Source organism: Thermus igniterrae ATCC 700962, assembly GCF_000376265.1.
Lineage (GTDB): Bacteria > Deinococcota > Deinococci > Deinococcales > Thermaceae > Thermus > Thermus igniterrae.
Genome location: NZ_AQWU01000052.1, coordinates 22,913 through 36,461, shown reverse-complemented (window position 1 = coordinate 36,461; position 13,549 = coordinate 22,913). Strand labels below are relative to the sequence as shown.

14 protein-coding genes are annotated in these 13,549 nt (G+C 68.6%); 9 read left to right on the top strand and 5 right to left on the bottom strand.

The genetic code is table 11. From position 1 onward, the window contains the following. The 4 genes from B128_RS0103935 to B128_RS0103920 all read right to left on the bottom strand — a co-directional run. Positions 1 to 232, bottom strand: a 232-nt coding sequence (locus B128_RS0103935; protein WP_018110975.1) for a helix-turn-helix domain-containing protein, incomplete at its 3' end; no start/stop codon positions are given. Between the two features lie 22 nt (positions 233 to 254). Next, a complete protein-coding gene (locus B128_RS0103930; protein WP_018110974.1) occupies positions 255 to 1,994 on the bottom strand; it encodes an APC family permease in 1,740 nt (579 codons plus the stop codon). Between the two features lie 96 nt (positions 1,995 to 2,090). Continuing rightward, entirely contained in the window at positions 2,091 to 3,371 is a 1,281-nt protein-coding gene (locus B128_RS0103925) for an ABC transporter ATP-binding protein (protein WP_018110973.1), read from the bottom strand. A gap of 9 nt (positions 3,372 to 3,380) precedes the next feature. Then, on the bottom strand, positions 3,381 to 5,054 hold the full coding sequence (locus B128_RS0103920) for an ABC transporter permease (RefSeq protein ID WP_018110972.1): 1,674 nt from the start codon (positions 5,052 to 5,054) through the stop codon (positions 3,381 to 3,383). A gap of 67 nt (positions 5,055 to 5,121) precedes the next feature. Here B128_RS0103920 and B128_RS0103915 point away from each other — a divergent pair, with 67 nt between their 5' ends. The 9 genes from B128_RS0103915 (at position 5,122) to B128_RS0103870 (ending at position 13,067) form a co-directional block, all read left to right on the top strand. Further along, on the top strand, positions 5,122 to 6,045 hold the full coding sequence (locus tag B128_RS0103915; protein ID WP_040683564.1) for a PIG-L deacetylase family protein: 924 nt from the start codon (positions 5,122 to 5,124) through the stop codon (positions 6,043 to 6,045). Between the two features lie 406 nt (positions 6,046 to 6,451). Next, positions 6,452 to 7,372 (top strand): tyrosine-type recombinase/integrase, encoded by a 921-nt coding sequence (locus B128_RS0103905; RefSeq protein WP_018110969.1) that lies wholly within the window; start codon positions 6,452 to 6,454, stop codon positions 7,370 to 7,372. A 72-nt stretch (positions 7,373 to 7,444) separates the two neighbouring features. Continuing rightward, positions 7,445 to 8,029, top strand: coding sequence for a TetR/AcrR family transcriptional regulator (locus tag B128_RS0103900; protein WP_018110968.1), 585 nt, complete (start codon positions 7,445 to 7,447; stop codon positions 8,027 to 8,029). Further along, the gene (gene paaA / locus B128_RS0103895) at positions 8,016 to 8,987 is read left to right on the top strand and encodes a 1,2-phenylacetyl-CoA epoxidase subunit PaaA (RefSeq protein ID WP_018110967.1); all 972 of its coding nucleotides are present in this window, start codon (positions 8,016 to 8,018) and stop codon (positions 8,985 to 8,987) included. The genes B128_RS0103900 and paaA overlap by 14 nt, the downstream gene beginning before the upstream one ends. Positions 8,988 to 8,996: 9 nt before the next feature. Beyond that, the gene (locus B128_RS0103890) at positions 8,997 to 9,515 is read left to right on the top strand and encodes a phenylacetic acid degradation protein (protein ID WP_018110966.1); all 519 of its coding nucleotides are present in this window, start codon (positions 8,997 to 8,999) and stop codon (positions 9,513 to 9,515) included. Further along, positions 9,512 to 10,273, top strand: a complete 762-nt coding sequence (gene paaC, locus B128_RS0103885; RefSeq protein WP_018110965.1) for a 1,2-phenylacetyl-CoA epoxidase subunit PaaC — start codon at positions 9,512 to 9,514, stop codon at positions 10,271 to 10,273. The genes B128_RS0103890 and paaC overlap by 4 nt, the downstream gene beginning before the upstream one ends. After that, complete coding sequence (gene paaD, locus B128_RS0103880; protein ID WP_018110964.1) at positions 10,267 to 10,722, top strand: 1,2-phenylacetyl-CoA epoxidase subunit PaaD; 456 nt, start codon at positions 10,267 to 10,269, stop codon at positions 10,720 to 10,722. Before paaC ends, paaD begins: the two co-directional genes overlap by 7 nt. A 14-nt stretch (positions 10,723 to 10,736) precedes the next feature. Further along, the gene (paaZ, locus tag B128_RS0103875) at positions 10,737 to 12,728 is read left to right on the top strand and encodes a phenylacetic acid degradation bifunctional protein PaaZ (protein WP_018110963.1); all 1,992 of its coding nucleotides are present in this window, start codon (positions 10,737 to 10,739) and stop codon (positions 12,726 to 12,728) included. A gap of 15 nt (positions 12,729 to 12,743) precedes the next feature. Then, positions 12,744 to 13,067 (top strand): winged helix-turn-helix transcriptional regulator, encoded by a 324-nt coding sequence (locus tag B128_RS0103870; protein ID WP_018110962.1) that lies wholly within the window; start codon positions 12,744 to 12,746, stop codon positions 13,065 to 13,067. Here the strand turns inward: B128_RS0103870 and bfr are convergent. Next, positions 13,064 to 13,540 (bottom strand): bacterioferritin, encoded by a 477-nt coding sequence (gene bfr / locus B128_RS0103865; protein WP_018110961.1) that lies wholly within the window; start codon positions 13,538 to 13,540, stop codon positions 13,064 to 13,066. The genes B128_RS0103870 and bfr overlap by 4 nt on opposite strands. Positions 13,541 to 13,549: the final 9 nt, after the last annotated feature.

Sequence of the window (13,549 nt, the reverse complement as noted above, 5' to 3'; positions counted from 1 at the left end):
TGGGCTTGCCTTGGTTGTAGCGGTGGAGGGTGTCCCGGACCCAGCGGGTGGAGTAGCCCAGGGTTTGGGCGACTTTTGGGATGGGGTGGCCGGTGGCGAGGAGCCAGAGGGCGTGCCAGCGGGAGCGTTCTATGGGGTCTTGGCTTTCCCGGTACAGGGCGTGAAGGTTATCCGGGTGATGCTGCAGCTTGAGTTGCAGCCGGGGGCGGCGTTGGTGTTTGGCGAGGTCCATGGCCCCATTCTACGGGAGAGGACTAGGGGGATTTCTTATCAGACCACTGGAAGTAGATGTGGGGCTTCCGCCCCGTCCGGTCCCTCAGGTAGAGGAGGAAGGCGGCCAGGGTGTTGGGGGCAGCGGTGCCCAGAATGCGAAACACCCTGGCCTCAGGGTGCTCCACGCCCCAGACCCGGGCCCGGGTGGTGAACTCCGAGGGGTCTTGCACGAAAACCTCCACGAAGTAGATGGGGTCCCCGGGGGGGATGTGGGTGGCCTCGCGGATGCGGAGCTCCTTCTCCCAGTAGACCCAACGCCGCCCTCGCTCCGGCCGGTGGGCCACCAGACGGATGGGGGCCTCCTGGGCGGTCATCTCACTCACGAAGCGCTCCGCCATCTCGTCCAGCTGGAAGCCTTCCACTCTTAACTCAAAGGAGCGCAGGGTGCGGGAGAGGAGGGAAAAAAAGAGGGTGGCCGCGATGAAAAAGGCTGCGATCTTCACCCCATCGGGCCGTTCCAGCACGTTGGCCACCAGCACATAGAGGAAAACGGGAAGGAGAAAGCGGTAGTAGTCGCCTCCAGGTTTTTTCTCCTGCGCCGCAACGAGGGTTGCCGCTAAGGCGGCCGAGGTCATGACCACCAGGACGCCCGTGGCGTAGGCGGCGGCCTGGGCCTCCACCTCCGCCCGGAAGATGAGGGTGAGGGCAAAGGCCACCCCGGTGAAGAAAAGGACCATGGGGCGCCGCCTTCGGGCCCACTCCGGGGCCATGCCGAAGCGGGGCAGGTACCGGGGAACGATGGTGAGGAGGCCGGCCATGGCGCTGGCCCCGGCGAACCAGAGGATGACGATGGAAAAGAGGTCGTAGAGGCCACCAAACCCCTCTCCCAGATACCGGTGGGCCAGGAAGCTCAAGGCCCTCCCGGAGACCTCCTCGCTGGACCAAAGGGCGGGCGGAATGAGGAGGGTGGTGGCGAACCCTGCCCCCAGGAGAAAAACCCCCATGACCAAGGCAGCGGCCAAGAGGAGGCGGTGGGCTCCTCGGATGCGGCCTACGGGGCGCGCTGGGGTGTCCTGGGGTCCGCCCCGGATGAGGGGCATCACCGACACCCCCGTTTCATACCCGGAAAGCCCCAGGGCCAGCTTGGGGAAAGCCAAAGCGATGGCCAGGAGAAGGCCCATGGGGTCTGGATGGCTGGCGAGGAGCCGCCGCCACCAGCCCTCCAGGTGCTCTGGCCGGAGATGGGACAAAGCGGCCAGGAGAATGACGGCATTGAGGGAGAGGTAGCCCAAGGCAATGGGTACCGCCAGGCGGATGGCCTCGCGGAAGCCCAGGTAGAAGACCAGGCCCAAGAGGCCTACCAGGAAGAGGGTGAGGCCCACCTGGTGCCCTTGGAGCCAGGCGGGGGCCAGGGGGTTGCCCAGAAAGTGCACGGCGGCGTCAGCGGCGGATAGGGTAATGGTGAGGACGAAATCGGTGGCCATGAACCCCAGCACCACCAGGACCAGCAGTTTCCCCCGCCACCCTGGGAGAAGCCGGGTGAGGAGGCCGATGGAGCCTTCCCCATGAGGGCTTTCCTCCGCCACCCGGCGGTAGACGGGGTAGACAGCCAGGAGGCCAAAGAGGACCAGGGCCAGGTTGGCCAGGGGGGAGAGAAAGCCAGCCGCCAGGAGGGCGATTCCCGGCTGGTACCCTAGGGAGGAAAAGAGGTCTACCCCCGTGAGGCAGAGGACCTGCCACCAGGGGTAGCGTCCTTCTTCGGTGTGCGGTTCAGGCTTCATAGGCGCTTGGGGGGGCTTCTTTCCGAGGCCCTCCGGGGGCAGAAGGTACCCAGTGCGCAAGGGGCATCATGGTAAAGGAGAATACACCTTCCAAGGCTAAGCTCCACGGCTAGCCTCATCCTCGTTGGGGGCTTCTGGCAGGTACAGCACCCGGCTTCGCTCATCGTAGCCCAGAAGGCCCGCATAACGGCCCCACTCGCGGATTACGGCGAATACCCGCCTGGCCTCGGGTTCGGGCAGGTGGCCCTCGAGGCGGGCCAGGACCACCTCCTCGGGGAGGCGCTTACGCCAAAGAAGGTCCTGGTGGAGCCAGGCGAGCAGGGGCACCCGGCGCAGGAGGTGCTCGGCGAACATCACCTTCTGCCCCTCTAAGGGGGCCTCCGCCCAGGCTAGGCCCGCGGGGGTGAGGGCTACGTCCCCCTTCTCCACCCGGGCAAAGCCCAAAAGCTCCAGGGCCTCCAGGAGGGGGAAGAGGTCGTCTACCTCGAGGCCCTCCTCCTGGGCCAGAAGGGGCAGGTCAGCCTGTCCCCCCAGACGGGCGATGGCCTCCGCCAGGCTCAGCAGGGCCCCCACCGGGGCCTGGGGCAGGCGCAGAAGCTCGGCCTCCAACCGCCTCTCCACCGCTTCCCGCAGGGTGAGGGCCTCGTAGATGGCGTCCACCAGGGCGCGGAACCGGGGGTCGTTGGGGTCGCGGGGGTGAGGGAGGGGGATGGGGATCTCCTGCCCGATGCGGGCTGGGCTTCCCTGGAGGATCAGGGCCCGGTCGGCCATGGCCACCGCCTCTTCAATGTTGTGGGTGACCATCAGGACCGCCCGGGTGGAGAGCCGCCCCGCCTGCCACAGGTCCAGGAAGTCCCCCCTTAGCCCCTCGGCGGTGAGGGGGTCCAGGGCGGAGAAGGCCTCGTCCAGGAGGAGAACTTCGGGCTCCACCACCAGGGCCCGGGCGAAGCCCACCCGCTGCTTCATGCCTCCGGAGAGCTCCTTGGGGAGGGCCTCCGCAAACCCCCGGAGGCCGATGAGGGCGATAGCCTCCTGGGCTTTGCGGAGGCGCTCCTTCCTGGGCACCCCGCGGGCCTCGAGGCCCAGGGCCACGTTCTCCAGCACCGTGAGCCAGGGGAAGAGGGCAAAGGTCTGGAAGACCATGGCCATCCCCGCCACCGGTCCCTCCACCTTCCGCCCCCGGAAGCGCACCTCTCCCGTGTCTGGGGGGATGAGGCCCGCCAGGATGCGCAACAGGGTGCTCTTCCCCCCTCCGGAACGCCCCAAAAGGGCCACGATCTCCCCCTCCCGCAGGGCCAGGTTGACCCCGCCCAGCACGGGGTAGGCCTGTTCCCCCGCCCGGTAGGCCTTGGCCACGTCCCTCGCTTCCAGCAACATGGCTTCCCCTTATAGGCGAAACCGCGCCTCCGCCAGGCGGTAAAGCCGCCGCCAGAGGAGGCGGTTCAGGACCAAAACGTAAAGGCTCATGACGGCAATGCCCAGGAGGAGATGGGGGCCTTGCCCCTCCGTCAGGGCCCAGTGGGCCAGGTAGCTGCCGAGCCCCGTGGCCTCCAGGGTGGTGGACCCCCACTGCACCACCTCGGCCACGATGGCCGCGTTCCAGGTCCCCCCGCTGGCGGTAAGGAGCCCCGTGACCAAGTAGGGGAAGGTGCCGGGCAAGAGCAGCCTGCGCCACAGGACGACCCCCCTCAGGCCGAAGCTTCGGGCCGCCTCCTTCAGGTCCTCGGGCAGGGCCATGCTCCCGGCCACGGCGTTGAAGAGAATGTACCACTGGGTGCCGAGGACCATGAGGAAAGCGGCGAAGACCTCCAGGGAAAGGCGGTAGCGCAGGAGGAGGAAGGCGAAGAAGGGGTAGAGGAGGTTGGCGGGAAAGGCGGCCAGAAACTGCAGGAGGGGCTGCACCCGCTGGGCCAGACGGGGCCTCAGGCCGAGGAGGATGCCTGCCGGCACCCAGACCAGGGCCGCCAGGAGGAGGATGCCCATGACCCGCAGGAAGGTGAGAAAGCCCAGGTAGAAGACCCGGGCCACCTCTCCTAGGCCCAAGGGAGCCAGGAGATGCCATAGGCTCCAAAGACCCGCCCCCATCCCCAGGCCCAGGGGAAGAAGGAGGAGCTTCGGGGGAAAGGAGAGATGCCATCTGGGCTTCCTTCCCTCCAGCCACCAGAGGGCCTCGAGGGCCCAGGCGGAGGCAGCCTCGGAGGCCTGGCGTAGGACCCGGGTGCGCCGCAGGAGGTCCAGAAGCCAGCTCCTGGGGGGCTGGGGGCCTGGGCGGTCCTCGTACTTAAACCGTTCGCTCCAGGCCACCAGGGGGCGGAAGAGGAGCTGGTCGTAGAGGAGGATGACCACGAACATGGCCAGGGCGGCCTCGAGGAGCGCCCCCAGGTTCCCCCGGGCAATGGCCGTGGCCAGGTAGGCGCCAATCCCGGGGAGCTCCACCTGGGTCTTGCCCACGGCGATGGCCTCGGAGGCCACCACAAAGAACCAGCCCCCAGACATGGACATCATGGCGTTCCACACCAGCCCCGGCAGGGCGAAGGGGAGCTCCAGGCGGAAGAAGCGCTGCCAGGGGCTTAAGCGGAAGAGGGTGGCGGCCTCCTCCAGCTCCTGGGGCAGGGTCTTCAGGGACTGGTAAAAGCTGAAGGCCATGTTCCAGGCCTGGGAGGTGAAGACGGCAAAGACCGCCGCCAGCTCGTACCCCAGGGCCCTCCCCGGGAAAAGGGCGGCGAAGGCCCCGGCGGTGGCCGCCAGAAACCCCAGGATGGGCACCGACTGCAGGATGTCCAGGAGGGCCACCAAAAAGGGCTCCAGCCGGGTCTTGGCCGCTAGGGGAGCGTAGATAAGGGTAAAGGCCAAGGAGAGGAGGAGGGCAAGCCCCATACGGAAGGCAGTGCGCAGGGCGTACTCCGGGAGGAGGCGGGGGTCCAGGGCGATGGGGGTAGGCTGGAAAGGACCGCTCACCTCTTGGGAAGCCCTGAGCAAAAGGGCCAGGAAGCCCAAGGCCAGGGCTAAGGCCAAGAGGTCAAAGCGGTTGGGCCGTAGGGGGCTTCCAGGCAAGATCATCGCTGCCTTCGGACCAGAATACCAGCCCACCCAGAAGGCTTCCGGTAGGATGGCCCCTGTGGGGCGGATGGGGCTGTGGCTCGGGGTCTTGGCGTTGCTGGGGGCCTTTCTCTTCGTCAACGCCCCTGGGCTGGTCCAAGGGGCATACGCCTGGTACTACCGGGGCCAGGTGGGGCGGCTTCCCCCTTACGCCGGCCCCCTGGGGGGGCGGGTTCTGGTCCTCGCCCCCCACCCCGACGACGAGGTCCTGGCCGCAGGCGGCCTTATCCAGCGGGTTCTAGCCTCGGGCGGAGAAGTTTACATCGCCTGGATGACCCTGGGAGATGGCTTCCAGTGGGATGCTGCCCTTCTAGACCGTACCCTGCGCCCCAGGCCGGAGGACCTGCGGCAGCTGGCTCAGCGTCGCCTGGGGGAAGCCCAGGAAGCAGCCCGCCGCCTGGGGGTGCCCCCGGACCACCTCTTCTTCCTGGGTTACCCTGACCGGGGGCTTCTGGCCATGTTTCTGGAAAACTTTTACATTCCCTACCATTCCAAGGCCACCCTCCTGGACCGGGTAGCCTACTCCGGGACCTTCCACCCGGAGGCCCCTTACACCGGCGCAGCCTGGGAGGCCGATCTGCGGGCAATCCTGGACCAGGTGCGCCCCGAGGTGGTGGTGGCCCCGGCCCCGGAGGACGCCCATAGGGACCACCGGGCCACGGCCTACATGGCCCTGCGGCTTTTAGGGGAGCGCGGCTGGCTTTCCCGCCTGCGGTTTTACATGGTGCACGGGGGGCTGGAGTGGCCCCTGCCCAAGGGGCTACACCCCGGGCTTTACCTGGAGCCCCCGCCCCGGGGACGGCATCTGGCCTGGGAGCGCCTGGACCTTTCCCCGGGGGAGGTGGCAACGAAGCAGGAGGCCCTCCGGGCCCACCGGAGCCAGATAGCCCTCCTAGGGCGCTTCATGGAGGCCTTCGTCCGCAAAAACGAGCTGTTCGCCCCGCCCCCGTAGGGACTAGCGGTTTCGGCTGGAACGCACCTGGCGTAGCCGCTTGGTCTGGGGTTCCCCCCGGGGTACCACGCTGATGGTTCCATCCACCTCCAGCACGGCGGCGAGGACATCCTCCAACTCCAACGGGAGGGTTTCAGTTCTTTTTGAGGGTTTAAAAATCTTCGCGAAAGGTAGCTTTCGCGAACAAAACAAGTTCGGACTCCATGGCTCAGAAGTCCGCATGGACAGGGCAAAAGGGCAAGGTCAGGCCGGCCTCGAGGCCCAACCCCTAGAACCAGAAAACGCCCTGCTGTTCCCCCTCAGGCCGCCAGGCTGCAGGAGCATGTCCCCGGAAACTCAGCTAGGGAAAGGAAGGGAGTGACCGCCAGGAAGGGCGGGCCCCCCCTCCGTCCCATATAATCCCCCCATGGATCCGGCCCGGGAGGTTCTTTGGAAAACCATCGGCATCAGGAGGCCCGACAAGGCCCTCCTCCCCCTGGCCCCCTACGCGGAGTACCTCCTCCTGGAGCGGGGCCACTCCCCCCGGGGGGTGCGCCGCTACCTCCAGGACCTCCGCCTCTGGTTCCGCTTCCTGGAGGCCAACGCCCTCTCCCCAAGCCCCGAGGCGGTGCGGGCCCTCCTCCTGGAGGAGCGCTGGGCCCCCAGGCGGGTCCAGGGGTTTTTGGCTGCCCTCCGGGGCTACTACCGCTACCTGGCCCAGGTGGAGGGCCAGGAGGTCCAGGACCCCACGGAGGGCATCGGCCGGCCCAAGACGGGGCGCCGGCTGCCCCTGCACCCCAACCCCGAGGAGCTCCGGCGCTTCTTTGCGGCCTTCGCCGAGGAAAAGGAGGCCAAGCTCCTCAGCGCCCTGGCCCGCCTGCTTTACGGCACGGGCCTGCGCATCTCCGAGGCCCTTTCCCTCAAGGGGCGGAACGTGGTCCTCGAGGGGAGCCTGCCGGTGGCCGTGCGGGTGGTGGGCAAGGGCAACAAGGAACGCCTGGTGCCCCTTTCCAGGACGGCCCAGGAGGTCCTCCTGGAACTGGGGCCTCCCCAGGGTAATGTGAGTATATTCACTTTCTCCCGGGGCAAGCGCCGGGGGCGGGTACCCTCGGTGCGTTGGGTGGAGGCCAAGTTTCGCCAGGCCGCCTTCCGCGCCGGTTTGGACCCCAGGCGCTTCACCCCCCACAAGCTCCGCCATGCTTACGCCACCTTGCTGGTGGAAGGAGGGGCAGAGCTGGACGCGGTCAAGGACCTTCTGGGCCACGAGTCCATCGCCACCACGCAGATCTACCTCCACGCCTCCCGCGAGCGCCTTAAGGAGGCTGCCCTGAGGCTTCCCGACCTCTAGGCCCGGGAAAGGTGATGCGGGACACTTGTCCCTTCCCTCCCGCCGTGTTAACCTAACAAACGACCGTTAGCCATGGAGCGCCGGGACGAAATCCTCCACGTGGCGGGCCACCTCTTCAGCCAGCGGGGCTACCACGCCACCAGCATGCGGGAGCTGGCCAGACACCTGAACCTCCAGGGGGGAAGCCTCTACGCCCACATCGCCTCCAAGGAAGAGCTCCTTCTGGAGGTGGTGCGCCAGGCGGCGGCCCGCTTCCTGGGGGTCCTCGAGGCCCTCCCCCCGGGGGACCCCGTGGCCCGGCTCCGCGCCTTAGTGCGGGGGCACCTTGGGGTCATCGCCCAGGAACTTCCCCGGGCCACGGTCTTCTTCCACGAGTGGAAGCACCTCTCCCCTCCCCTCCTGGAGGAGGCCAAGGCCCTGCGGCGCCGCTATGAGGAGGGGGTGCAGGCGGTGATCCAGGAAGGGGTGGAAAAGGGCGTCTTCCGGGTGGAGAACGTGCGCCTGGCCACCCTTTTCGTCCTCTCCGCCCTCAACTGGACCTACCAGTGGTACCGCCCGGAGGGAGCGCTTTCCCTGGAAGAACTTTCGGAAATGTACGCCGGGCTTCTCCTGAGGGCCCTTGGCGTGCAGGAAGGAGGGCAGGATGGTGCGGCTTAGGATCGGCTACCCGGAGGACCCCGATTACGGGGAGCGGCTGCAGGAGTTTGAGGCCCGGATCGCCCGGGGGGAGAAGATTGAGCCCGGAGACTGGATGCCCGCGGAGTACCGGCGCCAACTGGTGCGCATGATCTCCCAGCACGCCCACAGCGAGTGGGTGGGGATGCTTCCCGAAGGGGCCTGGATTCCCCGGGCCCCCTCCCTGCGGCGCAAGCTCATCCTCCTGGCCAAGGTGCAGGACGAGGCCGGCCACGGCCAGTACCTCTACCACGCCGCCGAGACCCTGGGGGTGACCCGGGAGGAGATGGTGGCCGCCCTCCTGGAGGGCAGGGCCAAGTACTCCAACATCTTCAACTACCCCACGCTCACCTGGGCGGACGTGGGCATCATCGGCTGGCTGGTGGATGGGATGGCCATCAAGAACCAGACCATGCTGGCCCAGTGCTCCTACGGCCCCTACTCCCGGGCCATGGTGCGCATCTGCGCCGAGGAGACCTTCCACCACAAGCAGGGCAAGGAGGCCGTCCTCCTCTACGCCAAGGGCTCCCCCAAGCAGCGGCGCATGGTCCAGGACGCCCTGAACCGCTGGTGGTGGCCCACCCTGATGATGGCCGGCCCCCACGACAGCGACTCCCCCCACACCCCCCTGCTCCTGCGCTGGGGCATCAAGACCAAGACCAACGACCAGATCCGCCAGGAATTCCTCAATGAGCACGTGCCCGAGCTCCTGGAGGCAGGCCTGGTGCCCCCGGACCCCCAGCTCCGCTACGACGAGAAGACGGGCAACTGGGTCCACGGCCCCATCCCCTGGGACGAGTTCTGGAAGGTGATCTCCGGGGAGGGCCCCATGAACCGGCACCGCCTCGAGGCCCGCCGCAAGGCCCACGAGGAGGGGCGCTGGGTGCGGGAGGCCCTGGAGGCCTACGGCCGGCGCCAGCTGGCCCAGGCCGCGGATTAGGAGGGGCCTATGTGGGGAACGGAGTGGCCCCGGTACGAGGTGATCAAGCAGGACACCCCGGCGAGCCCGCCCCAGATGGTGGGCTCCGTGCACGCCGCCGACCCCGAGCACGCCCTCCTCATCGCCCGCCACGTCTTCGTGCGCCGGCCCGCCGCCTACGCCCTTTTTGTGGCCCCGGCGGAGGCCTTCTTCCACGTGACCCAGGAGGGGCTCAGGGACCCCAAGGCCCTGGAGGGCCCCCTGGGGGAGGAGGAGGCCTACTGGGTCTTCGCCAAGCGGAGCCACCGGCGGAGCATGGTCTACGGCGACCTGGTGGGCCGCTTCCCGGCGAGAAGCCCCGGGGAGGCCGTAGGGCAAGCCCTCCTCCAGGCCCAGGGGGTGGCCTTCTGGGCGGTGCCGGAGCGCGTGGTGGTGGGGACCGAGCCCAAGGAGGAGGTGGTAGAAAGCTGGTTCGCCCCGGCCAAGGAAAAGACCTACCGCCTCCAGAGCTACTACGGCCTCATCAGCGCCAAGGGGGTGGAGGAATGAACCTGGACCCGTACCTGAAGGAGGCCCTTCTGGCCAGGCTCACCGCCCTGGCCGACGACGAGGTGGTCCTGGCCCAGCGGCTTTCCGAGTGGGTGGGGCATGCCCCCATCCTGGAGGAGGACATCGCCATCGCCAACCTGGCCCAGGACGAGCTGGGCCACGCCAAGATGTGGCTGGAGCTTAGGGGGGAACTGGACGGCTCCGACCCCGACCGCCTGGTCTTCCTCCGCGACCCCCTGGAGTACCAGAACGCCGTGTTGGTGGAGCTTCCCAAGGGGGACTGGGCCTTCACCATGGTGCGCCAGTACCTCTTTGACGCCTACGAGGAGATGTGGCTCAAGGAGGCCCAGAAGAGCGCCTACGCCCCCCTGGCGGAGGCCGCGGCCCGGGCCCACCGGGAGGAGCGCTTCCACCTCAAGCATTCCGCCCTCTGGGTGGAGCGGCTGGCCCAGGGCACGGAGGAGTCCCACCGCCGGGCCCAGGAGGCCCTGGAGACCCTCTTCCCCTACGCCCGCCAGCTCTTCCAGCCCCTGCCCGGGGAGGAGGCCCTGGTGGAGGCCGGGCTGGTCCCCGAGCCTAAGGCCCTGGAAGGGGCCTACCTCGAGGCCGTGGGAGGCTTCCTGCGGCGGGTGGGGCTCCGCCCCCCTGAGGGAGGGTACGTGCCCAAAAGCCGCCAGGAGCACACGGAGTACCTGTGGTCCCTCCTGGCGGAGATGCAGTCGGTGGCCCGATGGGACCCGGAGGCCAAGGCGTGGTAGCCCGCTACTGGGAGGCCCTGAAGGGGGTGAAAGACCCCGAGATCCCCGTGCTCAACATCGTGGAGATGGGGATGGTCCTGGGGGTGGAAGTGGAGGGCAAAAGGGTCCGGGTCCGCTTCCGCCCCACCTTCTCCGGCTGCCCCGCCCTCAGGCTCATCCGGGAGGAGATCGCCAAGGCCCTCCAGGCGGCGGGGGCGGAGGAGGTGGAGGTGGTGGAGGCCAGGACCCCCTGGAGCACGGAGGACATGGCCCCGGGGGCCAGGGAGAAGCTCCTGGGCTACGGCATCGCCCCACCCCTCCCCCTGCCCATGGCCGAGGCCAGCCCCAGCTGCCCCCGGTGCGGAAGCCCGCGGGTGGTCCTCAAAAACGCCTTCGGGGCTACCCTGTGCAAGATGCTCTACCAGTGCCAGGCCTGCGGCGAGGCCTTTGAAGCCTTCAAAACCGTCTAGAAAGGGGGTCTACCTTGCGAAAAGTCCAGAGCTACCTCCTGGGGCGATGGCAGGAGGGCCAAGGGGAAGGGGTGGCCGTGCGGGACGCGGCCACGGGGGAGGTTCTGGGGTACGTGAGCGCCGAGGGGCTTCCCCTGGAGGAGGCGGTGGCCTGGGGGCGGGAGGTGGGGGGGAGGGCCCTTCTGGCCCTGGGCTTCCCTGAGCGGGGGCGAAGGCTGAGGGCCCTGGCCCAGTACCTCTCCGAGCGCAAGGAGGAGCTCTACCGCCTCTACGCCACCACCGGGGGCACCCGGCGGGACGCCTGGTACGACGTGGACGGGGGCATCGGGGTGCTCTTTGCCTACAGCTCCTTAGCCCGGAACCTGCCCGAGGGGAACCTCCTCCCCGAGGAGGAAAACCTCCTCCTGGCCAAGGACGCCTCCTTCCAAGGGCGCCACCTCCTGGGCCCCAAGGGGGGGATCACCCTGCAGATCAACGCCTTCAACTTCCCCGTCTGGGGGCTATTGGAGAAGTTCGCCCCCGCCTTCTTGGCCGGGGTGCCCACCCTGGCCAAGGCGGCCACCCCCACGGCCCACGTGGCCGAGGCCCTGGTGCGCCTCATGCTGGAGTCGGGCCTCCTGCCCGAAGGCAGCCTTCAGTTCGTGGCGGGAAGCCTGGGGAAGGCCCTGGACGCCCTGGACCACCGGGACAGCGTGTACTTTACGGGCTCCAAGGCCACCGCGGACCGCCTGCGGCGCCACCCCGCCTTCCTGGAAGGGGGCGCCCTCTTCAACGGGGAGACGGACTCCTTAAATGCCGCCCTCCTGGGCCTCGAGGCCGGAGCGGAGGAGCTTGAAAGGCTGGCGGAGGAGATCGCCCAGGAGCTCACCATTAAGACGGGGCAACGTTGCACCGCCATCCGCCGGGTCTTCGCCCCCGAGGAGCGCCTTTCGCCCCTCCTGGAGGCGGTGCGGGCAAGGCTGGAGGCCCTGCGCCTGGGGGACCCGCGGGAGGAAGGGGTGGACCTAGGGCCCTTGGCCTCCAGGGAGCAGAAGGAGGAGGTGGAGGCGGCGGTGGCCGCCCTCCTGGAGGCGGGGGCCCGGGTCCACTGGCGCCACCCCGGCCGGGACGACGGGGCCTTCTTCCCCCCTACCCTCCTCCTGGCAGAGGACCCCGGGAAGCCCGCCCTCCACCAGGTGGAGGCCTTCGGCCCCGTGGCCACCTTCTTCCCCTACCGCACACCCCAGGAAGCCCTCCGCCTGGTGCGCCTGGGGGGCGGGATGCTGGTGGCCACCGTGGCCACCCCCGACCCCGAGGAGGCCCGCTTCTGGCTCCAGGGCCTGGCGGGGGAGGTGGGCCGGCTCCACGTGCTCAACCGGCGCAACGCCCACGCCTCCACCGGCCACGGCTCCCCCCTGCCCCGCCTCCTCCACGGGGGGCCGGGGCGGGCCGGGGGCGGGGAGGAGCTGGGGGGAATGCTGGCCGTACGGCGGCACCTGGCCCGCCTGGCCCTCCAGGCGGACCCCCTCACCCTCCAGGCCCTCACCGGGGAGTACGCCAAGGGGGCAGAGAAACCCGCCGCTCTCCACCCCTTCCGCAAGTACTTTGAGGACCTGGAGGTGGGAGAGACCCTCCGCACCCACCGCCGCACGCTCACGGAGGCGGACATCGCCCTCTTCGCCCACCTTTCCTGGGACCACTTCTACGCCCATACCGACGAGATCGCCGCCCGGCAGAGCCTCTTCGGCCGGCGGGTGGCCCACGGCTACTTCGTCCTCTCCGCGGCCGCGGGCCTCTTCGTGGACCCGGCCCCAGGCCCGGTGCTGGCCAACTACGGCCTCGAGGGCCTGCGCTTCACCGAGCCCGTGGGGGCGGGGGATACCCTGGAGGTACAGCTCACGGTGCGGCGCAAGCGCCCCCGGGATGAGAAAACGGGGGTGGTGGAGTGGGCGGCCGAGGTGCGCAACCAGGAGGGCAAAACGGTGGCCAGCTACACCCTCCTCACCCTGGTGGCCCGCAGGGGGTAGTGGTACCATGGGGGTATGGCCGAGCCCGAGGCCTTCTGCCCGGTCTATGAGGCCTTAAACCTCCTCCAGGAGAAGTGGACCCTGCACATCATCCGCGCTCTCCTGGAGGGGCCTAAGGGCTTCAACGAGCTTTCCCGGGCCATCGGGGGGGTGAACCCCGCCACCCTATCCCAGCGCTTGGAACACCTGGTGGGCCTGGGGGTGGTGGAGAAGCGGGTGGAGTCCTACATGCCCCCCCGCACCCGCTACAGCCTCACCGAGGCAGGGCGGGAGCTGGAGGCGGTGATCGCCGCCATAGACCGCTGGGCCCGCAAGAACCTCAAGGCCCCCGTGGGCTAAGAGGCCTCCCCCGCCAGGTACTGCAGGTAGTTGGCCAGGCCCATCTGCTCCTTCAGTTCCCGCTGGCTCTCCAGCCAGTCCACATGGGCCTCCTCGTCCTTGAGGATCTCCGCCACCATGTCCCGCGTGCCGTTGTCTCCCAGGGCCTGGGCCAGGTTCATGGTCTCGTTGTACCCCTTCACCGCGGCCAGCTCCCCCTCGTAGTCGCGGAAGAGGATCTCCTCCACCGTCTTGCCGATACGGATCTCCCCAATGCGGGCGACCTCGGGGAAGCCTTCCAGGAAGAGGATGCGTTCAATGTGCTTCTCCGCGTGGCGCATCTCGGTGATGGCGTGGGCCTTGAGGTGGCGGGCCAGGGCCTTGAAGCCCCAGTTCTCCGCCATCTCCGCGTGCACCATGTACTGCAAGATGGCGGCAAGCTCCTCGGAAAGCCTTTCCTGCAGGCTCTGGATCACCTCGGGGTGGCCTTTCATAGGAAACCT